Below are 21510 nucleotides of genomic sequence, written 5' to 3'. Positions count from 1 at the left end.
GTCCATTCAAAGTCGGCACGACGTCAAAACTCCAGCAGGTTTCGATTGACCAGCCACGACGCCTTGCTGCCGAAGTTGCAAACACGAGTGGGCGCTGAAAGATGAAACGGTATCACATTGGTGTATTCCTAGAGCTGCCGCTCGACGTGGGCGGCGGCTTCCAGCAGTCGCTCACCGACATCATCTGGATGCGCGACTGGGCCGGCACCACCGACCTGGAGGTGACCGTATTCACGACGTTGCGCGACAACGTGGCGATCCTTGCCGACCTCGGCATCACCGCCGTGTATCTGAAACTCAACTGGCTCGATCGCCTGTTCTTGTTCCTCAAATATCTCGGACCGTTCGATCTCCTGCAATACACCATGCGCGCCTGCGCGCCATTCGAGAGAAAGCTGAGGAACGCCGGGGTCGACATCGTCTACTTCACCACCACCTCCAACTGGAATCTGGTGCTTTACAAGCTGCCGTTCATCATCACGATCTTCGATGGTTGCCACCGTGATAGCCCGGAATTCGATGAGGTACGCGAATTCGCCCAGTTCGAGCGACGGGAAATCGTTTGGCGCAGCGCTTGCTCTAAAGCCGCCCTTGTCATCACGAACGCCGACGAGCTCATCGATAAATTATGTTTCCGTTATGCGATGACGCGGGGCCGCGCCGTTTGCATTCCTCTTTCGCCATCCCCTTACGTAACCCGAGCGAACGCGGACGAGGCAACACGGGAACAGGATTCTGCGATTTTAAGCGGATACGGCTTGGAGCCCGGCTATCTGTTTTACCCTGCACAATTTTGGTCGCATAAGAACCATGCGACCATCCTGCTCGCGATGCGCCTGCTGAGAGATCAAGGGCAAAGCCATACGCTGGTGCTGTGCGGCTCCGATCCTGGTGCACGATCCACTTTCGAGGCACTCGTCACCCATCACAAGCTTGAAGATTCCGTCCGTATCCTTGGCTTCGTCCCCTCCGCCGAGCTTGCCGCCCTCTATCGAGCTGCAAATGCCTTGGTGATGGCTACCTATTTCGGCCCCACCAACCTCCCCCCCTTAGAAGCCTGGGCGGTCGGAACGCCTGTCATCTATCCGGAAGCCTTGAAGGGGCAGGCCGGCGATGCCGCCGTCCTGTTCGACTACGACGATCCCGCATCGCTCGCCGCAGCCATCGTCAAGGTCGGCTCGGCGGAAGAGCGCAGCCGACTCGCCGCAGCCGGCAAGGAGCGGCTCGCTTATTTCGCCGAGCGGATCGACGAGGGTCATCGCCAGCTCGCCCGGCACCTGAGCCGGCTGCGATACCGCCGTTATCCCCAGATCTACTGACTTTTACGGGAGCAGGAATGACCAATGGCCGGATGCGCTAGTTCGGCACCGCCGCCAGCACCCGCGCACGCACCCGTTCCATCAGAAGCGGACTGGCCGCGACAGAAACGACGACAAGCCAGATCGCACACTCCGCAATGAAACGCAGCAGCCCCGCCCCCGGCACAATATCCCGGATCGCTACGCCGAGGCCCCATCCACCGAGCACGATCGTGGCCATGGTCGCGATTAGGACCAGCACGTGGCGGACCGGATGACTCAGCGTCTGGCGCACGATCACGAGCGTCAGGATTCCGAACTGGGTCAGCAGATCGCTCGCGACGATCGCGATTGCGGCACCGAGCGGACCGAGCCAGGGAATCAGCACCGCCGACAAAACCAGGAAAACGCCCAGCTGCACTCCCTTTGTCCGCACCAAGAGATAACCCCGGTTGCTGTGATTGGCCAAGCCAAGAGCCATCAGGGAAGGCGCGACGACCGCTGAACCTATCAGCAGCGTGAAGGTGAGCGCCGCATCGTTCGGAATGCTGTCATGCGTCCACAATGCGAAGAAGTCCGACCAGAACGGCAGCAGCCCGCCAACGATCAGGCTGGCCATCGCGGTGATGAACAGAGATCCATAGGCGTAGAGGCCGCGCAACCGCACCACGTCGCCGATCGCAAAATCGTGGCCGAGTTCAGCGCCGATCGGCAATGTCATTTGGATGCAGACGCCCCGCAGAAAGCCCGAGATAACGCGGATCAAGCCCCATTGCGCGACCGCCACGCGATCGGCAACCATCGCGCTGACCAGCAGCATCGGCGCATTGGCGAGCGCGATCTCCGTTAGATTGGCCACGGCGAATGGCAGCGCAAGACGCAATTGCCCGGCTTTCCATCGCCAGGACCGCGAGGCGACCGCGCGTCCCCGCTTCAGGAATGGCAGCTGGCGCGGCGCGTCATAGACGGTCAGGAACAACGCGAACAGGATCTGCATCGCGACGAAGGTAATCGCGACCGCAAGGAGGCTGCCGAGCCATGCAACCGCGATGAGCTGTCCGATCTGTCCAACCAGCAGCGCGACGTTCTGCGACCACACGGCGCGACTGTACTTGCCGCGCGCGCGATAGAGCCCAGAGACGAGATTGGCCGGCAGAGCGAGCAGCGTGCCAACAGTGATGACGATCAGCGCGACATTGAAGCTCTCGGTCTTGTGAAACCCGAGGACTGCAGCCGGCGGAAACAGCTCGGTGCCCGCAACCAGCAAGACGCCGAGTCCCACGACGATCCCCAGATAGAGCCGCATCATGCGTGCGTAGAAAGTTGCCGTGCGTCCGTCGCAATCGACGCAAGCCTTGAACGCGAGAAAGCGGTTGATGGCGCGAAGCTGCAGGCCGGCATCGGCGACGACGACGAGGCTTCCGGCTGCATACAGTGCGAGCCATGCCGCAAGGAGATCACTGGTCCAGAAATGCAAAAACGCCGGAATCAAAACGAGCTGCTGGGTCAGGCCAAGCAGCATCTGGACCCCGTTCGCAGACCAGCCATGAATGAGACGGCGAAGGCGGCCGGGGACGTTCATGCGGCTCTCAAGCTGCATATCAACGATAGATCAAAGACATAGCTTAACCACCAGTTGGTCATTACAGATGGATAGGGGTAACAACCACGCCTGCAGACCACCAACCCAACATAGGCCCCCAAAGAGGTCAGACTATAATGAAGTGTCCTGTCGGGTCGACAAAATGAAATCCGGAATCGGGGTGGTCTAAACCGCCGCTAGTCGTGTCCGGCGCCTGGTGCGATGCGGCAACAACAGTAATCTGCGTAACATTGTGATTGTGGTTGACCTGATTGCTCTCCGGAACTGCATTATTGTAGTCCGCGATTCCGCCGATGTAATAAGTTCCGGGCGCCAGATTGGCGGGAAGCGCCAGCGAGACAGTCTGGTGATCGTAATAGCCCGTCGCCCCGTTCGCCGACAGCCCTGGCGAGGCCACCGTCGTTAGCAGCGTATCTCCAGTATCGATCGTCGCGTCGGTCGACAGATAGAGGCCCGAGACCGACGCGGCAGCGGCGGCCTCGCCAAAATTCACCACCCAGAAGTCAACGTTAGTGCTTCCGCCCGCCGCAATCGTCGTGCTGCTGACGCTGTCGAACGAGGCGGTCAAATCAGGCAGAGCCGGCCCTGTCACTGTGATCTGCGTAACATTGTGATTGTGGTTGACCTGGTTGCTCTCCGGAACTGCATTGTTGTAGTCCGCGATTCCGCCGATGTAGTAAGTGCCGGGTGCCAGATTGGCGGGAAGCGCCAGCGAGACAGTCTGGTGATCGTAATAGCCCGTCGCCCCGTTCGCCGACAGCCCTGGCGAGGCCACCGTCGTCAGCAGCGTATCTCCAGTCGTGATCGTCGCGTCGGTCGACAGATAGAGGCCCGAGATCGACGCGGCGGCGGCGGCCTTGCCAAAATTCACCACCCAGAAGTCAACGTTGGTGCTTCCGCCCGCCGCAATCGTGGTGCTGCTCACGCTGTCGAACGACGCGGTCAAATCAGGCAGAGCCGGCCCTGTCACTGTGATCTGCGTAACACTGTGATTGTGGTTGACCTGGTTGCTCTCCGGAACTGCATTATTGTAGTCCGCGATTCCGCCGATGTAGTAAGTGCCCGGTGCCAGATTGGCGGGAAGCGCCAGCGAGACAGTCTGGTGATCGTAATAGCCCGTCGCCCCGTTGGCCGACAGCCCTGGCGAGGCCACCGTCGTTAGCAGCGTATCTCCAGTATCGATCGTCGCGTCGGTCGACAGATAGAGGCCCGAGACCGACGCGGCAGCGGCAGCCTTGCCAAAATTCACCACCCAGAAGTCAACGTTCGTGCTCCCGCCCGCCGCAATCGTCGTGCTGCTGACACTGTCGAACGACGCAGTCAAATCAGGTAGAGCCGGCCCTGTCACTGTGATCTGCGTAACATTGTGATTGTGGTTGACCTGGTTGCTCTCCGGAACTGCATTATTGTAGTCCGCGATTCCGCCGATGTAGTAAGTGCCGGGTGCCAGATTGGCGGGAAGCGCCAGCGAGACAGTCTGGTGATCGTAATAGCCCGTCGCCCCGTTCGCCGACAGCCCTGGCGAGGCCACCGTCGTCAGCAGCGTATCTCCAGTCGTGATCGTCGCGTCGGTCGACAGATAGAGGCCCGAGATCGACGCGGCAGCGGCGGCCTTGCCAAAATTCACCACCCAGAAGTCAACGTTAGTGCTCCCGCCCGCCGCAATCGTCGTGCTGCTGACGCTGTCGAACGAGGCGGTCAAATCAGGCAGAACGGGCTGCGTATGAAATCCCAAAGCATCGAGTTGCCTCAGGTCGATTGCCGTTAGGCTCTGAATAGTGCTGCCGGTATAGTATTCATTGAAGGGATCATTGGGCCCCTGCACACCGCTGTTTAGGAAGTCGCTCGGATCGGAAGACTGGCCGTAATCCGCCAGCTTGGTGTTACCCCCGTCCAGCGAGAAATAGGCGGCCGGCGCGGTCTGCGCACCGGAAAACAGCTGCACGCCTGGACTCGTGAAACGATAGAAATCGAAGACATCCGGCGCTGCCCCATACGGCACGCGGCCGATCGCATGGGTCAGTTCGTGAAGCGCGACACCGACCAATAGATTTGGATTGATGTCAGTTGAGAATTTCGCGCTGGCGTCGTCGGTCGTGGTGTCGTTGGCACCAATGATACCCCAAAGCTTCAGCTGCGCATTCCAGACAGCGACGTTCGACTGCCCCTGGATCGCTGTCCCGCTCGGAAGGCTGTTGAACGTCGTGTCGCCTGAGCTGGCGTTGTTCACCAACTCAGAGTGAACCCACGAATAATTCTCGTAGAGACCGTTGTCGGGCCCGGCCGCGGCACCGCCCCCAGTGCCACTGTAATCGATATTGATATTAACGGTGATTTTGTCGGTAATGTTGGCTGCCAGGATCGCGACCGCCTGCTGCAAGCCGCTTTTGAAGCTCGCGGGTGCAGCTTGCGCTGCGGCGTCCAGAACGAGATTGATGATGATGCCGCCCGCGGTTACCGACAAGACCGAGCCGGTCGTTGTCCCTCCCGATGACGAGCCTGCCGAACCCGCTGGGATGTAACTTCCCTGAATGCTATCGCCGACGACCGAATAAAAAGGATCGTCGGAGACCAAGTCTGTGTCCGGGGTAGATTTTGATCTCAAGGTCTATCTCTCGACGCCAGAATCGTAAGATTAAGTACAGTTCGGCTCTGAGGAAAAGCGGAGCGCGCGGCGAATCTGCACATCTGCGCCACCTACCTCCGTATTGGCACAAATGTTCGACGCTATGATGTTAATTTTCCGTTTCGTGGGGCCAAGCGGTCGGTACGAACACAGATCGGCGTCCGAGTTCCTCTCTCCCACGACCCGATAGTCCACTCAGAGCCCGTCCGATTCGCCGTTCTTCGGCGTCGAGCGCGGCACGAAGGGCGCGAACGACGTCGTGCTGGCCGTGGTCGGCATCGTTAGTTTGCCGCCGCCGTCGGCAGGGGCTCAGGGGCAGGCAATCCCGCCGGTGCACTGGTCCCGCCCGGTCGCTGCAGCGCCAGCACCTCGCTGCGATTGCCCTGCTTGAACGTCACTTCGCGGGGCTGCACCGAGGTCAGCGACCAGCCGCCGAGGGTTTCGCCTGGTCGCATGCGAAGGACCTTCTGGTCGGAGCGGTTGACGAGGATCGCGATGGCATCCCCCTCGCCAATGACTGCCCCAACCAGAACCAGCGGCGGCGGCTCGACCGGTTTTGGCGGCGGCGGGGCGCGAAGCTCGACGACCGGGACGGCGGCGACCGCGCGCGGCGGCGGTCGGCGCGTGGGCGAGAAGATCGGACGTTCCAGGGTCGCGGTCAGCGCCGTCAGGGGCACCGACCACAGCGGATTGCCGTGGGGCGCCGGCCTGCCTGCGACCGGCGCGGGCCGGGCAACCGGCTTCACCGTGCCGGTATCGGCGCTCGCGGCCGGACTGCCAGCCGGATCGTCGGGCAGGATATCGACGCGCGACGAGGTCGCCGCCATGGTCTGGGCGACGCCAAACGCCGCGCAAAGCACGGCCATTCGGCTCGGTTTCAGCCAGACGGACATCCAGGTTCCTTCGCGGCCGGCCGCGCCAGCGCGCAGCAGGCGCGCCCGAAAACTAAACCCGATGGGCCTTGCCTTCAACCCGCTCCCGGCCTGATCTGCTCGCAAGATTCCCGCTCCGATGTTGCAACGCGTAAAGATGTTGCCCGACGGCAACGATCGCTGAAATTGCAAAGCAAACGGGCATGAACTCCGCGCAGATTGACCGCTGTTCACTGACACCCGTTGCATTGGCATGAGATCATGACGGAAGGGCATGCCCCGCCCGCTCGATGATTTGCTTTGGCGATGTGTGAAGGGCCGATGGCTGGACCGATGGTCGCGCGTGGAAGGATGGACGACCGGCTGCGCTCTGTCGCCAGGCACTCGCTCGCGACCCTGCTCGCCACCACGGCCCTCGGCGTCGTCGGCGCACACGCCGCCGACGGCACCTGGACCGGGGCCTCGTCCGGCGAATGGACGGTCGGCACGAACTGGAACCCGTCGGGCGTGGTGCCGGACGGCATCGCGACGTTCTCGACCACAGGCCCGACCAACGTCACCGCCAGCGGCCTCGTCAATATCGGCCAGGTGATCTTCACCGGCACGCCCAACGCGCCGGCCTATACCATCACCACCGGCGACATCTTCCTGGTCAACGGCGCCGGCATCTTCAACAATTCGACCAACACACAGACGTTCAACGTCGGCGCGCCCATGGTGTTCATCAATTCGAGCAGCGCGAGCGGCGGCAGCCATGTCGTGACGTACAGCGTCGTCGGCGGCTCGATGAGCTTCAACAACAGCGCGACCGCCGGCACGGCGAACATCACCAGCAGCGGCGATATCGAGTTCAACAACAACAGCACGGCCGGCACCGCGACGATCGTCAACACCGCGGTGGTCAATTTCAACGACGCCAGCTCGGCGGGTGGCTCGAACATCACGAACAACGCGACCGGCTTCGTGACCTTCAACACCTCGTCCACCGCCGGCACCGCGACGATCTCCAACAGCGGCACGCTGAACTTCGCCAACTCCGCCACCGCCGGCAGTTCCACCATCACCACCAACAGTGGCGGCACCACGAACTTCACCGGAACGAGCAGCGGCGGCAGCGCGCGCTTCATCACCGCCGCCGGCGGCACGGTCGACTTTTCCGGCCTAACCAATGGCGGCACGACGGCCGGGTCGATTGCCGGTGGCGGCAATTACGTGCTTGGCGGGAACACGCTGACCACCGGCAGCCTCAACACCTCGACCCAGGTCGACGGCGTGATCTCCGGCGTCGGCGGCGGCCTGACCAAGGTCGGCATCGGCACGCTGACGCTGACGGGTGGCAACACCTATTCGGGCGCGACGACGATCTCGACGGAAACGCTGGCGCTGTCGGGCCTCGGCAGCATCTCGTCCTCCAGCGTCGTGACGGTGAACGCGACGTTCGACATCTCTGGGGTAGCTCCGTTATCTTTCGCCGCCATTACGACACTCGCCGGCAATTCGAGTGGCGTCGTCAACCTGGGCAGCAAGAGCCTGCTCATGACCAACGGCTCGACCGAGTTCGCCGGCGTGATCCAGGGCACCGGCGGGATCGACGTGTTCAGCGGAACGCAGACGCTCTCGGGCGTGAACACCTACTCCAACGCAACGGCGATCGATGCCGGCGCAACGCTGGCGCTCAAGGGCGGCGGATCGATTGCGAGCTCGGCCAGCGTCACGTTCACGCCCGGTGCAGGCGGCACGTTCGACATTTCGCAAACGACCTCCGGCGCGTCAGTGAGGGCTCTGGTCTCCGCTACCGGCGGCAGCTTCGTTTCGCTGGGATCCAAGACACTCACGATCACAAGCGGCAGCTTGTACGGCGGCGTGATCCAGGATGGCGGTATTGCCGGTGGCGTGGGCGGCAACCTCGTCATCGCCAACGGCGCCACGCAACAGCTCTACGGCGTCAACACCTATACCGGAACCACGACCATCGCGACCGGCGGTGAGCTGGATCTCGCCAATGGCGGCAGCGATGGTAGCATCGCGACCTCGCGCAATGTCGTCGCCAACGGCGTCTTCGACATCTCGGCGCTGGCCGCCGGCACGTCGATCAAGTCGCTGGCCGGCAGCGCCCCCGCGGCATTCGTCCATCTCGGCGCCAACACGCTCACCATCACCAACGGCAACGGCACTTTCGCTGGAACCATCGACGGCGGCGGTGGCCTCACCATGGCCGGCGGCACCGAAACCCTGAGCGGCGCCAGCAACTACGGCGGCGCGACCACCGTGAACGGCGGCACGCTCGTGGTGAACGGCTCGATCACCAGCGCCTCCACCGTCAATGCCGGCGGCACGCTCGCAGGTTCCGGCGCTGTCGGCAGCGTCACTGTGAACGGCGGCACGCTCGCGCCGGGCAACCCGGGCGCGGTCGGCACGCTCGCGATCAACGGCCCCCTGAGCTTCACCGCGGCCTCGACCTATATGGTGCAGGTCTCCTCGAACGCTGCGAGCCTCGCCAGCGTCACCGGCGCAGCCACGCTCGGCGGCGCGACGGTGAGCGCGCTGTTCGGCTCCGGCACCGTGAAGAAGCAGTACAAGATCCTGTCCACGACCGGCGGCCTCGGCGGCACGACCTTCAATCCGGCGGTCGTTTCCAACATGTCGTCGATCAAGGCGACGCTGAGCTACGACGCCAACAACGTCTTCCTCAACATCGGCATCAACTTCACGCCCGGCAGCGGCGGTGGCCTCAATATCAACCAGCAGAATGTCGCCAACACCCTGACCAATTTCTTCAACACCACCGGCGGCATTCCCGCGGCCTTCGCCGCGCTGACGCCTTCAGGGCTGACCGCCGCTTCGGGCGAGCTCGGCACCGGCATCATCCAGTCCGCGATCAACGCCGACGGCCAGTTCCTGAACCTGATGCTGGATCCGACCATCGCGGGCCGCTCGAGCGGGTTCACAAAGGCGGGCAGCATCGCGCAATTCGCCGATGATGACGACGCCTATGCCTCGATGCGCCCAGCCACCGCGCGCGAGCGCGAGGCCTTTGCGATGGCGACCAAGGCGCCGCAGCTGTCGCAGCCGATCAATCGCTGGAGCGTCTGGACGGCCGGCTATGGCGGCTCGGCGCAGGTCGGCGGCAACGCCGTCGTCGGCTCACAGGATCTGACGGCGCGGGTCTGGGGCGGCGCTGCCGGCGCCGACTACAGACTTTCAATGGATACGCTGGTCGGCTTTTCGCTCGGCGGCGGCGGGCTGAACTACGCGCTTGCCAATGCGATGGGAACAGGCTCCGCAGACATGTTCCAGGCCGGCGTCTATGGCCGGCACAATTTCGGCCCGGCCTACGTCGCCGCGGCGCTTGCCTATGGCTGGCACGATGTCACCACCAACCGCACGGTGGCGCCCGGCGGCTTCGACCAGCTGCAGGGCCGCTTCAAGGCCGACACCTTCTCAGCCCGCTTCGAGGGCGGCTATCGCTTCACGACGCCATTGATCGGCATCACGCCCTATGCGGCCGCTCAGCTGACGAACTTCAACCTGCCGAACTATTCCGAAGTCAGCCTCATCAGCGGTGGCCTGTTCGCGCTGAACTATGCCGCGCAGTCGCTGACCGACACCCGCTCCGAGCTCGGCCTGCGTACCGACAAATCCTACGCAATGCAGAACGGCGTGCTGACCTTACGCGGCCGCGCCGCCTGGGCGCATGACTACAACCCGAGCCGCGCCGTCACCGCGCTGTTCCAGACCCTGCCCGGCACCAGCTTCGTCGTGAACGGCGCCAGGGTCGACGCGGATTCCGCGCTTGTCAGCGCCAGCGCCGAGGTGAAATGGCTGAACGGCTTCTCGATCGCCGGCACCTTCGACGGCGAGTTTTCCGGTAACCTCACCAGCTATTCCGGCAAGGGCGTGTTCAAATACAGCTGGTGAGGTGCCGCGCATGGCTGCTGCGCCGGTCGACGCTTGCCGCATGATCTTTCGGCACTATGGTAGGGCCCGCAATCTGTTCCCGGAGCCATCAAAGATGCCCTTTCCGCATGCCTCGGAAGCCCTGTCGCGCTTTACCGTGCTCGATCTGACCCGCGTCCGGTCCGGGCCGACCTGCGTGCGGCAGCTCGCGGACTGGGGCGCCACGGTGATCAAGATCGACGCGCTGACCGAGGATGCCGGCGGCGAGCAGCCGGGTGGGCCGCGCCGCGGCTCCGACTTCCAGAATTTGCACCGCAACAAGCGGGCCATGACTCTGAACCTGAAGGACGAGCGCGGGCTGGCCGTGTTCAAGCGCCTCGCCGCCAAGGCCGACGTCGTGGTCGAGAATTTCCGCCCCGACGTGAAGAAGAAGCTCGGCATCGACTATGAGAGCCTCGCCGCGATCAACCCGCGCATCGTCTATGGCAGCATCTCCGGCTTCGGTCAGGACGGCCCCTATCACAAGCGGCCCGGGTTCGATCAGATCGCGCAGGGCATGGGCGGGTTGATGTCGATCACGGGCGCGCCGGGCGAAGGCCCGATGCGGGTCGGCATTCCCGTCGCCGACCTCACCGCGGGCCTGTTCTGCGCCATGGGCATCCTCACCGCGCTGCTCGAGCGCGAGGTGTCGGGCAAGGGCCAGTGGGTGCAGACGTCGCTGCTGCAGGCCCAGATCTTCATGCTCGACTTCCAGGCCGCTCGCTGGCTGATGGAGAAAGAGGTGGCAAAACAGGCCGGCAACAACCATCCGACCAGCATCCCGACCGGCGTGTTCAAGACCTCCGACGGCTACATCAACATCGCCACGACAGGCGGACGGATCTGGGAGCGCTGCGCGCAGGCCATCGGGGCGCCCGAGCTCTACAGCCATCCCGATTATGCGACCGCGCCCGCCCGCTCAAAGAACCGCGACGCGCTCAACGCCGAGATCGAGAAGCGCACGTTGACGAAGTCGACCGAGACCTGGGTGCGCGAGCTCAACGAGGCCGGCGTGCCCTGCGGGCCGATCTACGCCATCGACCAGATGTTCGAGGACGCCCAGGTCAGGCATCTCGGCATCGCGCAGGACGTGCCCAATGACGAGGGCCGCCACATCCGCTTGGTCGGCCAGCCCGTGACGCTGTCGCGCACGCCAAGCAAGATGGTCGCGCGCCCGCCGGATTTCGGCGAGCAGACCGACGAGGTGCTGAAGGAGTTCGGCTTCGCCGCCGACGAGATCGCAAAGCTCAGAGACGCCAAGGTGGTGTGAGCATCTCGCGCGCAGGCGCTGATGAAAAAAGCCCGGCGCGAGCCGGGCTTTGCTTCTCGTAGGACACCTCTGTCGATTTCAGTACTTCGCGACCACGGGGCCACCGAACTGGTAGTTGATGCCGGCGCGCAGGATGTTGTCGGTGAAGCGTGACGAATAGGACACGCCACCGGCGGTCCGAACCGGAACCAGAATGGTTGTCGCAATCGGGCCGGCGCTGACCGAGCCAAGATCCATATAGAGGTATTCGAGTTTCGCGGTCCAGTTCGGCGCGATCTTTCCCTCGACGCCAACACCAGCCGTCCAGCCCACCCGCGTCGACGACGTCCCCGGGAACGCCACGGTAACCGGAACGCCGCCAATGTTCGTGCCGGTGATGCTTCCACCGGTCTTCAACTGGCCGTAGGCGAGACCGCCGGTTCCGTAAAGCAGGACGCTCGGGGTTACCAGGACACCCGCGCGACCGCGCGCGGTGCCGAACCATGACAGCTTCTGGGTGACGGTCGAGGTGATGTTCGTTCCGTCGTTGGCGCAGGCGACGCAGACAAAGTTGATCGAGCCCTTCTCGCCACTGCCCTGAATGTCGGTTTCAAGACCGAACAACCAGTTCTGCACTTGCCAATTGTAGCCGATCTGGCCGCCGCCGATCACGCCATTGACATTGTTGCTGCCGGTGCCGGTCGCCAGAGCCGCACCTGTTGCAAAGTTCGAAATGGTTTCGGTGTTACGCGCGCGCCCCCAGCTGTAGCCGAGATTGCCGCCGATATAGAACCCGGTCCAGCTATCCACCACAGCAGCAACGGCCGGTGCTTTGACGTAGGGCTTCGCCGCCAAGTCGGCTGCCAGTGCGCCCGATGCGAACAGCGACATCGCCGCTGCCATTCCAATGACAACCCGCTTCATGAAATCCCCTCCGCGAATGTTATAGGGAAAGTATACCCCGAGACGTGCCCAAGAGCTGTGCCGCTCCTGCAACATCTGGAAACAATCGAGCTGAAGTGGTGTCCGGACCAAAACACCACCGATTCGTCAGGCTATTGATATCAAACGATATTATCCCGCAGGCCTAGCGCGATGTTCCCCAGTCCGCCTTATCAACCCGACGCGGGAGAGCAGCCCGTCGATCGCCGGCCAGAACAGCAGCACGATCGCCAGCGTCGTGATCGAGCCGACCAGGCCGTTCGACCAGAACACCTTGAGGTCACCGCCTGAGCCGATCATCGAGAGGCGGAAGGCGTCCTCGGCGCGATTGCCGAGCACGAGCGCGAGCGTGAACGGCGCGAGCGGAATGCCGATCTTCTTGAAGACGTAACCGACGACACCGAAGCCGAGCATCAGCCAGATGTCGAACATCGCGTTCTGGATCGCATAGGCGCCGATCGCGCAGGATACCACGATCATCGGTGCGACCGCGGCGAACGGCACGCGCAGGATCGAGGCGAAGATCGGCACCGTCGTCAGCACCAGCACGAGGCCGACGACATTGCCGAGATACATCGAGGCGATCAGGCCCCAGACGAAATCCTTGTGCTCGACGAACAGCAGCGGGCCCGGATTGAGACCCCACACCATCAACCCGCCAAGCAGGATCGCGGCGGTGCCGGAGCCGGGAATGCCGAGCGCCAGCATCGGCAGCAGTGCCGACGTGCCGGAGGCGTGCGCCGCCGTTTCCGGCGCGAACACGCCCTCGATGCGGCCCTTGCCGAAGGTCTCGGGATCCCCAGCAAAACGCTTTGCCAGATTGTAGCCCATGAAGGACGCCGCAATCGCACCGCCCGGCGTGATGCCGAGCCAACAGCCGATGAAGGACGAGCGCAACAGCGTCACCCAGTATTTCGGCAGGTCCTTCCACACGCCCAGCACCACGCGCAGCGAGATGCTCGCCGCGTGACCGCGCAGCGCCAGCCGCTCCTCCATCGTCAGCAGGATCTCGCTGATGCCGAACAGGCCGATCACGGCGACGAGGAAATTGATGCCGCGCAGGAGCTCGGACGAGCCGAAAGTCATGCGCAGCTGGCCCGACACAGTGTCCATGCCGATGCCGGCGAGCAGGAGCCCCAGCGACATCGAGATGACGGTCTTGTGCTTGGCCTCGCGCCCGAGGCCGACGAAGGAACAGAACGTCAGGAGATACACCGCGAAGAACTCGGGCGGGCCGAACTTCAGCGCAAAGGACGAGATCATCGGCGCGAGAAATGTAATCAGCAGCACCGCAACGAGCGAGCCGATGAAGGACGACGTGAACGCAGCCGTCAGCGCCTCCGCCGCCCTGCCCTGCTGCGCCATCGGATAGCCATCGAAGGTGGTCGCGACCGACCAGGCCTCACCGGGGATGTTGAACAGGATCGAGGTGATCGCACCGCCAAACAGCGCGCCCCAGTAAATACACGACAGCATCACGATCGCCGACGTCGGATCCATCGTGAAGGTGAGCGGCAGCAGGATCGCCACGCCGTTGGGGCCGCCGAGGCCAGGAAGGACGCCGACAAAGATGCCGAGCACAAGCCCGACCATCATCAGCACGAGCGTCTTCCACGTCAGCAGGACGGCGAAGCCGTGAAGCAGGAGACCGAAGGCTTCCATCGCGGGCCGCCTAGTAGCCGAGGGCCGCTTCGAGCGGTCCCTTCGGCATGATGACGTCGAAGGCGATATCGAAGGTGACGAACATGATCGCCGTGAACAGGAAGGCGGTGAGCAACGATTTCCACAGCGCGATCTTGCCGATCAGGCGCATGAAGCCCGCGATCAGCAGGAAGCTTGCGACGTAGAGGCCGAGAAACTGCGTCACCAGGCAAAACAGCAGCGTCGGCACGAACACCGCCATCACGCGGCGCGCTTGCGCGCGCGTAACGAAAGTTTCGGTTACCGTGCGGCGCGCGAGAAGCGCTGCGATCAAGCCGTAGAGGCTGGCGCCGCCGAGCACGATGGACAGATAGAACGGGAAATAGCCGGGCTCGGGCCCGGTCGAATCCCAGGACGCACCGGTGCGCCAATTGTCAAAGCCCAGGATTGCCGCGAGCGCGAGCAACAGCAAGCAGGCGATGATTTCGACCGTGCCAGAACTGGTGACAGCGGGAGAGTTGTCTTCAGGCGCGGTGGGATCGTCGACGACGATTTCAAGATCGGTTTGGGACATGCTCTGTGAGGGACGGAGGGAGAAAAGCGGCTACTTTGCGACGAATCCGGCTTCCGTCATCAGCGCCTTGTTCTGGGCGTCGTCCTCTTCGAGGAACTGCACCATGTCCTTGCCGGTGAGGAAGATCGGCTTCAACGCCTGCTTTTCCATGTAGTCCTTGTATTCGGAGGTCTGCGTCACCTTGTGGAACAGCTCGACGTAGAACGCCTGCTGCTCGGGCGTGACCTTGCCGGGCAGGAACATCGCGCGCAGCATCAGGTACTGGACGTCGACGCCCTCCTCCTTGCAGGTCGGGATGTCGGCCCAGGACTGGGTGTCCGTCACCTTGCTGGTGTAGGAGATGCGCTCCTTGTCGAACACGCAGAGCGGACGCACCTGGCCGGCACGCCAGACTTCGAGATTTTCGGATGGATTGTTGACGTTGGATTCGGTGTGGTTGCCGACCAGCTGGGTCGCGGCCTCGCCGCCGGACTTGTAGGGCAGATAGGAGAATTTTGCGCCGGTCTTCTGCTCGAGGAAGACCGTCAGCACGTGATCCTCGCGCTTGGAGCCGGTGCCGCCCATCTTGAACGGCGCGGATGCCGCCTTCGCCGCGTCGACGAATTCCTTCACCGACTTGGGGCCGGCGCTGTTGTCCCACAGCACGAACTGGTCGAGCGCGATCACCGAGACCGGGGTCAGTTCGCGCCAGTTGAACGGGATCTTGGCCGACAGCGGCAGCATGTAGATCAGCGAGTAGGCGATCAGCACCTTGTTCGGATCGCCCTCGCTCGACTTCATGTACATCAGCGCTTCCGCGCCCGACGCACCGCCCTTGAGCGACACCACCACGGGCTGCTTCATCAGATTGTTCTTCTGGATCGCGGCCTGCATCATCCGCGCCATCTGGTCGGAGGCGCCGCCCGCGCCCGCCGCCACCACGATCTCGACCGGCTTGGCGGGCTCCCAGCCGGCAAAGGCCGGCGCGCTCAACAACAAGGCCGTCGCAGCTCCGACGGCTTTCACCGGAATTCGCACGAATTTCGTCCCCTGGTTCTTATTGGCTTTTTGATGCCGGGAAATCCAACGATGCATTGTGCGGACTAAAGAGCGCGAGTTCAAGCAGGCGGACATGCCGCCGCCTATGACTTTCGGCTGACCAAGCAGCGGCTACTTTCCCTTCCAGTTCGGCGTGCGCTTGTTGAGGAAGGCGTCCATGCCCTCGCGGAAATCTTCGCTCATATAGGCCTTGAGGATCAGATCCTCGCCCTGTTCGCGCGACAGCGTGGGGCGGATGCGACGCACCGCCTCCTTGGTCGTCTCCAGCGTCAGCGGCGCATGGCTCGCAACGAGCTTTGCGGTCTCGTCGGCGCGGCGCTGCAGCGTCTCGACATCAGGAACGATTTCGGTGAGCAGGCCGAGCGACAGCGCTTCCTGTGCCTCGACGAGGCGCGCCCTGAAGATCAGATCCTTGGTGCGGGCAGGCCCGACCAGGGAGACGACGCGGCTGATGTTCGACATCGACAGGCAATTGCCGAGCGTGCGTGCGATCGGGAAACCCATGCGCGTCGTCTCGGTGCCGATACGAAGATCGCAGCAGGCCGCGATGCCGGCGCCGCCGCCGGTGCAGGCACCCGCGATCGCCGCGATCACCGGCACCCGGCACTGCTCGAGCGTGCCGAGCACCCGGTCGATCCGCGCCTCGTAATCGAGCGCATCCTGCGCGGTCTTGAACGCGCGGAATTGCGAGATGTCGGTGCCGGACGCAAACGCCTTGTCGCCGGCGCCGGTGAGGATCAGCGCCTTGATCGAACGATCGGCGTTGATCTCCTGGCAGATCTCCGCCATGCGGTCATACATGGCGAAGGTCATGGCGTTGCGCGCCTGCGGGCGGTTGAAGGTGATCCGCGCGATGCCGTCCGTGACGGAGTAGAGCAGGTCTTCGTTAGCAGTCGTCGGTGCGTTCATCGCGCTTTCACCTTCCAAGTTCGTTCAAGCCACCTGCGTCATCGGCACCGCCTCGCGTCCCTTCAGGACATCCATGGCTGCCAACACGCCGCCGCTCCGGTGCGGTATCTTTGCAAGATCCAGGCCCATCTCGACGCCGGCGAGCGTGCCCATCAGCATCAGATCGTTGAAGTGGCCGATATGGCCGATGCGGAACACCTTGCCCTTGACCTTGTTCAGGCCTGTGCCGAGCGACATGTCGAAATTGTCGAGCACCACCTTGCGGAAGGCGTCGGCGTCATGTCCGTCCGGCAAGCGCACGCCAGTCAGCGCCGGCGAATGCGCGGCGGGGTCGACGCACTGCGTCTCCAGGCCCCAGACCTTGGCCGCGGCGCGCGTCGCCGCGCTGTGACGCTTGTGGCGGGACCAGACGTTCTCGAGGCCTTCCTCTTCCAGCATCTTGACGGCCTCACGCAGGCCCATCAGCAGATTGGTGGCGGGCGTGTAGGGGAAGGTGCCGAGCTTGTTGAAGGAGATGACCTCCTGCCAGTCCCAATAGGAGCGCATGCCCTCGTTGGCCTTGGCGACGCTGAGCGCCTTTTCCGACACCGCGTTGAAGCCGAGGCCCGGCGGCAGCATCAGGCCCTTCTGGGAGCCGGCGACCGAGACGTCGATGCCCCAGGCATCGTGCTCGTATTCCATCGAGCCGAGGCCGGAGATGGTGTCGACCATCAGCAGCGCCGGGTGCTTGACGCGATCGAGCAGCTTGCGCACCTCGAGCGGAGGCGTGACGCAGCCGGTCGAGGTCTCGTTATGGACGACGCAGACCGCCTTGATCGCGTGCTGCTTGTCGGCGGCGAGGCGCTTCTCGATCTCGGCAAGGTCGGCACCATGGCGCCAGTCGCTCGGGATGAAGTCGACGTCGAGCTTGAACTTGTCGGCGATGCCGCGCCACAGCACGGCGAACTGCCCGGTCTCGCACATCAACACCTTGTCGCCGGGCTTGAGCACGTTGACCATCGCCGCTTCCCAGGCGCCTGTCCCGGACGAGGGGAAGATGATCACGGGCTGCTTGGTGCGGAACACCCGCTGCATCGAGGCCAAGGCGGCAAAACCGAGCTCGGCGAACTCCGCACCGCGATGGTCCAGCGTCGGCATGTCCATCGCCCGCAGCACCCGGTCGGGCACGTTGGTCGGTCCTGGAATCTGGAGAAAATGCCTTCCAGTGTGCACGGTCATCGGCGTCCTTCCCGGTCTAGCCTTGTTTTGATGGCCGCCGAATAGCACCATTTGACCGGCTTGTCCTCTCTCCAAAGGGCGACTCCCATGCATAAGCGGCGGACCTCCGCCGGCCCTACTCCGCGGCCACCACCTTGCCGGACGGCACCCGCCCCTCGGCCTCGGTAAACGGGCGTTCCGGATGCATCAGGAAGGCAGAGACGCCGCCGAGCAGCAGCAGCCCCATCGACATCAGGAACGGCAGGTACCAGTTGCCGGTCGCATCGATCACGAAGCCCGCGACCAGCGGCGAGACAATCGCGGCGAAGGCCGAACCCGTATTCATCAGTCCTGACGCGGTCCCCGAATATTTCGGGGCAATGTCCATCGGGATCGACCACATCGGGCCGATCACGAGCTCGGCGCAGAAGAAGCCGGCCGACAGACACAGCGCGACAACAGTGATGTCGTGGACGAACAGGATCGGGAATAGCGAGAGCAGCGCCCCCGTAAACCCTGTTACGGTGACGCTGAGCCGTGCCAGGCGGACATTGCCGGTGCGATCGAGGATCCTGTCCGAGATCACGCCGCCGACGCTGTCGCCGATCACGCCGGCGAAGAAGACGCCGGAGGCGAACAGCGCCGAGTTCTTGATGTCGAGATTGTAGTTGTTCTTGAAGAACAGCGGCAGCCAGTTGAGATAGAGCCACAGGCACCAGCCGTAGCAGAAATAGGTCAACGTCACCGGCCACATCCGCCCGAGCAGCGGACCCCAGGGCACGCGCGGCCGCTCGCCGGTCGGGCGCGGCGGCAGCGCGGCAAGCTCGGCTTGCGTGATGGAAGCGTGGTCCTTCGGCTCGTTGCGGAAGTACCAGACCCAGATCACGCCCCAGACGAGGCTCACGAAGCCGAGCACGACGAACGCGCCGCGCCAGGTCAGCCACAGGATCAGGAGCGCCACCACCGGCGGCGTCACGGCATTGCCGAGCCGGGCGAAAGAATGGGTCAGGCCTTGCGCGAATCCGCGGCGGTTGGCCGGTGTCCAGTACTGCATCGCGCGCGTCGCGGTCGGGAACGTCGCGCCCTCGCCGAAGCCGAGCGCGAAGCGCGCCACGAACAGGGCGGCAAGACCGTTGACGAAGCCGGTCGAGATGGTGGCGACCGCCCAGATCATGCCGCACCAGAACAGCGTCTTGCGCGGGCCGAAATGATCGCCGACCCAGCCGCCGATCACCTGGAACAAAAGATAAGGATAGGCGAAGGCGGAGAAGACGAGGCCGAGCTGGGTGTTCGACAGACCCAGCTCCTTCTGGATCTCGCTCGCCGCCGTGCCGATGTTCACCCGGTCGACATAGGTGATGAAATACATCGCGCACAGCATCGCCAGCACGACATGCGTGGCCTTGAACCTGACACCCATCTCCACCCTCCTGATCGCTTCTTATGATTGCCGCTCGCGTGTCCCGCGCGACTTATGTACCGACCACTTTCAGGTGCGGCGATGCGTTGCCCTGCGGCCGCTGCTCCAAGAGCTTCATGGCGACATCGACGCCGCCGGAGCGGTGCGGCACGCCGGCGACCGACAGGCCCATCTCGACGCCGGTGAGCGCGCCGAGCAGTGTCAGCGCATTGCATTCGCCGAGATGGCCGATGCGGAAGACTTTTCCCGCGACCTTCGACAGCCCGGAGCCGAGCGACATGTTGTAATTGTCGAGCACGACCTTGCGGAACTGATCGGCGTCATGGCCCGGCGGCATCAGCACCGCGGTCAGCACCGGCGAGAACTCTGAAGGCTCCTGGCACAGCACTTCGAGCCCCCAATGATTGACCGCGGCACGCGTTGCGGCCGCGAGCCGCTGGTGCCGGGCAAACACGTTGTCGAGCCCCTCTTCGAGCAGCATCGCGATCGCCTCACGCAGGCCGTAGAGCAGATTGGTCGCCGGCGTGTAGGGAAAGAAGCCGTTGGCGTTCGGCTTGAGCATCTCCGCCCAGTCGAAATAGGAGCGCGGCATCTTGTTGGTCTTCGATGCGGCGAGCGCCTTCTCCGAGATCGCGTTGAAGCCGAGGCCGGGCGGCAGCATGAATCCCTTTTGCGAGCAGCTGACACTGACATCGACCTTCCACTCGTCGTGGCGGTAGTCGACCGAGCCGAGCGAGGAGATGGTGTCGACCATCAGCAGCGCCGGATGGCCGCTGCGGTCGATCGCGGCGCGGATCTCGGCAATGCGGCTGGTCGCGCCGGTCGAGGTCTCGTTGTGCACGACCATCACGGCCTTGATGGCGCGGGCCTTGTCCTCGGAGAGCCTGGCCTCGATCACATCAGGGTCGGCGCCACGGCGCCAGTCGCCGGGCACGAAATCAACCTCGATGCCGAAGCGGGCCGCCATCTGCCGCCACAGCGTGGCGAAATGACCGGTCTCGACCATCAGCACCTTATCGCCGGGCGACAACGTATTGACGATCGCGGCCTCCCAGGCGCCCGTCCCCGACGAGGGGAAGATGATGACCGGCCCCTTGGTCTGGAAAATTCTCTGGCTGCCTTCGAGCACGGTGCGGCCGAGTTCGCCGAACTCGGCACTCCGGTGGTCGATGACAGGCATGTCCATGGCGCGCAGGACGCGCTCGGGGACCGGGCTCGGGCCCGGAATCTGAAGGAAATGGCGTCCCTGATGCATGAAAACCTCCCTGGCAGCGGACTCTGGCCGGCTACGGACGCTATTTTGCATTCATTTTTTGTCCTTTCAATCAAAATTTGGTATTCGATTGTGAGCGTCGACGCGATGAGCTGAGCAAATTACTGTGCTGCAAATGAAATCCACGATTCCCGACACCGGGGTTCCGATCACCCCGTCCGCCACGAATGGCGGCGACCGCCAGGAAAATCGGCAGGACAACCGTCACGAGGCCTCGCTTCATGGCGAGATCCTGCTGCGGCTGCGCGACTACGTCGTCGAAGGCAACATTCCCGACGGCGCGCGAGTACCCGAGCGCCAGCTCTGCGAGATGTTCGGCATCTCCCGCACCCCCCTACGCGAAGCCTTGAAGGTGCTCGCCGCCGAGGGCTTGATCGAGCTGCTGCCCAACCGCGGCGCGCGCGTTCGCCAGCTCAGCCAGCGCGACCTGGAGGAACTGTTCGACGTGATGGCGGGACTGGAGAGCCTCGCCGGCCGCCTCGCCTGCGAGGCCATCACGGATGAGGAAATCACCGCGATCGAACAGCTGCATTACGAAATGTACGGCCACTATCTGCATCGCGACATGCACGGCTATTTCCAGGCCAACCAGCGCATTCACGAGAGCATCGTCGCGGCCGCGCGCAACGAGACGCTGAAGACCGCCTACGCGAATTTCGCCGGGAGAATTCGACGCGTCCGCTACTCGGCCAATTTTGCCCGCAAGCGGCAGCGCTGGGCGGAAGCGATGCGCGAGCACGAGGCGATCCTGGACGCCCTGCGCCGCCGCGCCGCCAGCGAGCTCAGCGACATCCTGTTCCAGCACCTGCGCAACAAGCGGGTGGCGGCGATCGAGCACCTCGCCGAGCCTCACGAGGACACGCCGGCGGCCCCCTGAAGGCGGCCGGCTTGCTCATTTTGAATTCATAATATAATCGGTCAAGAAATAGAAT

The 21510-nt window shown here is 63.6% G+C and carries 15 protein-coding genes; 4 read left to right on the top strand and 11 right to left on the bottom strand.

From position 1 onward, the window contains the following. Window positions 1-101 precede the first annotated feature (101 nt). Complete coding sequence (locus M2427_RS27495) at window positions 102-1319, top strand: glycosyltransferase (protein WP_280710009.1); 1218 nt, start codon at window positions 102-104, stop codon at window positions 1317-1319. Window positions 1320-1356: 37 nt separating this feature from the next. Here the strand turns inward: M2427_RS27495 and M2427_RS27490 are convergent, their stop codons facing one another. The 3 genes from M2427_RS27490 to M2427_RS27480 form a co-directional block, all read right to left on the bottom strand. Further along, the gene (locus M2427_RS27490) at window positions 1357-2880 is read right to left on the bottom strand and encodes a hypothetical protein (protein ID WP_280710008.1); all 1524 of its coding nucleotides are present in this window, start codon (window positions 2878-2880) and stop codon (window positions 1357-1359) included. Between the two features lie 127 nt (window positions 2881-3007). After that, a complete protein-coding gene (locus M2427_RS27485; protein ID WP_280710007.1) occupies window positions 3008-5476 on the bottom strand; it encodes an NF038122 family metalloprotease in 2469 nt (822 codons plus the stop codon). 332 nt (window positions 5477-5808) lie between these two features. Continuing rightward, window positions 5809-6420 carry a hypothetical protein gene (locus M2427_RS27480; RefSeq protein WP_280710006.1) on the bottom strand — a complete coding sequence of 204 codons (612 nt, stop codon included), beginning with the start codon at window positions 6418-6420 and terminating at the stop codon, window positions 5809-5811. 300 nt (window positions 6421-6720) lie between these two features. Between M2427_RS27480 and M2427_RS27475 the strand changes: the two genes are divergently transcribed. Beyond that, window positions 6721-10317 carry an autotransporter domain-containing protein gene (locus M2427_RS27475; protein ID WP_280710005.1) on the top strand — a complete coding sequence of 1199 codons (3597 nt, stop codon included), beginning with the start codon at window positions 6721-6723 and terminating at the stop codon, window positions 10315-10317. Between the two features lie 94 nt (window positions 10318-10411). After that, the gene (locus M2427_RS27470; RefSeq protein WP_280710004.1) at window positions 10412-11605 is read left to right on the top strand and encodes a CoA transferase; all 1194 of its coding nucleotides are present in this window, start codon (window positions 10412-10414) and stop codon (window positions 11603-11605) included. A 78-nt stretch (window positions 11606-11683) separates the two neighbouring features. Here the strand turns inward: M2427_RS27470 and M2427_RS27465 are convergent, their stop codons facing one another. The 8 genes from M2427_RS27465 to M2427_RS27430 form a co-directional block, all read right to left on the bottom strand. Beyond that, complete coding sequence (locus tag M2427_RS27465; RefSeq protein WP_280710003.1) at window positions 11684-12508, bottom strand: porin family protein; 825 nt, start codon at window positions 12506-12508, stop codon at window positions 11684-11686. Window positions 12509-12658: 150 nt separating this feature from the next. Beyond that, a complete protein-coding gene (locus M2427_RS27460) occupies window positions 12659-14188 on the bottom strand; it encodes a tripartite tricarboxylate transporter permease (RefSeq protein WP_280710002.1) in 1530 nt (509 codons plus the stop codon). A 10-nt stretch (window positions 14189-14198) separates the two neighbouring features. After that, window positions 14199-14741, bottom strand: a complete 543-nt coding sequence (locus tag M2427_RS27455) for a tripartite tricarboxylate transporter TctB family protein (protein WP_280710001.1) — start codon at window positions 14739-14741, stop codon at window positions 14199-14201. Window positions 14742-14771: 30 nt separating this feature from the next. Next, the gene (locus M2427_RS27450) at window positions 14772-15758 is read right to left on the bottom strand and encodes a tripartite tricarboxylate transporter substrate-binding protein (protein WP_280710000.1); all 987 of its coding nucleotides are present in this window, start codon (window positions 15756-15758) and stop codon (window positions 14772-14774) included. A 132-nt stretch (window positions 15759-15890) separates the two neighbouring features. Further along, on the bottom strand, window positions 15891-16688 hold the full coding sequence (locus M2427_RS27445) for an enoyl-CoA hydratase/isomerase family protein (protein WP_280709999.1): 798 nt from the start codon (window positions 16686-16688) through the stop codon (window positions 15891-15893). A 24-nt stretch (window positions 16689-16712) separates the two neighbouring features. Continuing rightward, on the bottom strand, window positions 16713-17906 hold the full coding sequence (locus tag M2427_RS27440) for an aminotransferase class V-fold PLP-dependent enzyme (RefSeq protein ID WP_280709998.1): 1194 nt from the start codon (window positions 17904-17906) through the stop codon (window positions 16713-16715). A 115-nt stretch (window positions 17907-18021) separates the two neighbouring features. Beyond that, a complete protein-coding gene (locus tag M2427_RS27435) occupies window positions 18022-19305 on the bottom strand; it encodes an MFS transporter (protein WP_280709997.1) in 1284 nt (427 codons plus the stop codon). A 52-nt stretch (window positions 19306-19357) separates the two neighbouring features. Beyond that, window positions 19358-20611: an alanine--glyoxylate aminotransferase family protein gene (locus M2427_RS27430; RefSeq protein WP_280709996.1), complete on the bottom strand. Its 1254-nt coding sequence runs from the start codon at window positions 20609-20611 to the stop codon at window positions 19358-19360. 82 nt (window positions 20612-20693) lie between these two features. On the opposite strand from M2427_RS27430, the gene M2427_RS27425 reads away from it, so the two are divergent. Then, window positions 20694-21455, top strand: a complete 762-nt coding sequence (locus M2427_RS27425; protein ID WP_280709995.1) for a GntR family transcriptional regulator — start codon at window positions 20694-20696, stop codon at window positions 21453-21455. Window positions 21456-21510 lie beyond the last annotated feature (55 nt).

The sequence above is a fragment of the Bradyrhizobium sp. BR13661 genome (assembly GCF_029892425.1).
Classification (GTDB): Bacteria; Pseudomonadota; Alphaproteobacteria; order Rhizobiales; family Xanthobacteraceae; genus Bradyrhizobium.
Note: the sequence above shows the minus strand (reverse complement) of the source record. Positions and strands in the feature narration are given on the sequence as shown.

What these genes read in the sequence shown, in the direction of transcription:
- M2427_RS27470 (WP_280710004.1), top strand. Translation starts at nt 10,412, where the DNA reads ATGCCCTTTCCGCATGCCTCGGAAGCCCTGTCGCGCTTTACCGTGCTC.
- M2427_RS27425 (WP_280709995.1), top strand. Translation starts at nt 20,694, where the DNA reads ATGAAATCCACGATTCCCGACACCGGGGTTCCGATCACCCCGTCCGCC.
- M2427_RS27440 (WP_280709998.1), bottom strand. Translation starts at nt 17,906, where the DNA reads ATGACCGTGCACACTGGAAGGCATTTTCTCCAGATTCCAGGACCGACC.
- M2427_RS27460 (WP_280710002.1), bottom strand. Translation starts at nt 14,188, where the DNA reads ATGGAAGCCTTCGGTCTCCTGCTTCACGGCTTCGCCGTCCTGCTGACG.
- M2427_RS27495 (WP_280710009.1), top strand. Translation starts at nt 102, where the DNA reads ATGAAACGGTATCACATTGGTGTATTCCTAGAGCTGCCGCTCGACGTG.
- M2427_RS27490 (WP_280710008.1), bottom strand. Translation starts at nt 2,880, where the DNA reads ATGAACGTCCCCGGCCGCCTTCGCCGTCTCATTCATGGCTGGTCTGCG.
- M2427_RS27465 (WP_280710003.1), bottom strand. Translation starts at nt 12,508, where the DNA reads ATGAAGCGGGTTGTCATTGGAATGGCAGCGGCGATGTCGCTGTTCGCA.
- M2427_RS27435 (WP_280709997.1), bottom strand. Translation starts at nt 19,305, where the DNA reads ATGGGTGTCAGGTTCAAGGCCACGCATGTCGTGCTGGCGATGCTGTGC.
- M2427_RS27430 (WP_280709996.1), bottom strand. Translation starts at nt 20,611, where the DNA reads ATGCAAAATAGCGTCCGTAGCCGGCCAGAGTCCGCTGCCAGGGAGGTT.
- M2427_RS27445 (WP_280709999.1), bottom strand. Translation starts at nt 16,688, where the DNA reads ATGAACGCACCGACGACTGCTAACGAAGACCTGCTCTACTCCGTCACG.
- M2427_RS27480 (WP_280710006.1), bottom strand. Translation starts at nt 6,420, where the DNA reads ATGTCCGTCTGGCTGAAACCGAGCCGAATGGCCGTGCTTTGCGCGGCG.
- M2427_RS27475 (WP_280710005.1), top strand. Translation starts at nt 6,721, where the DNA reads ATGGCTGGACCGATGGTCGCGCGTGGAAGGATGGACGACCGGCTGCGC.
- M2427_RS27455 (WP_280710001.1), bottom strand. Translation starts at nt 14,741, where the DNA reads ATGTCCCAAACCGATCTTGAAATCGTCGTCGACGATCCCACCGCGCCT.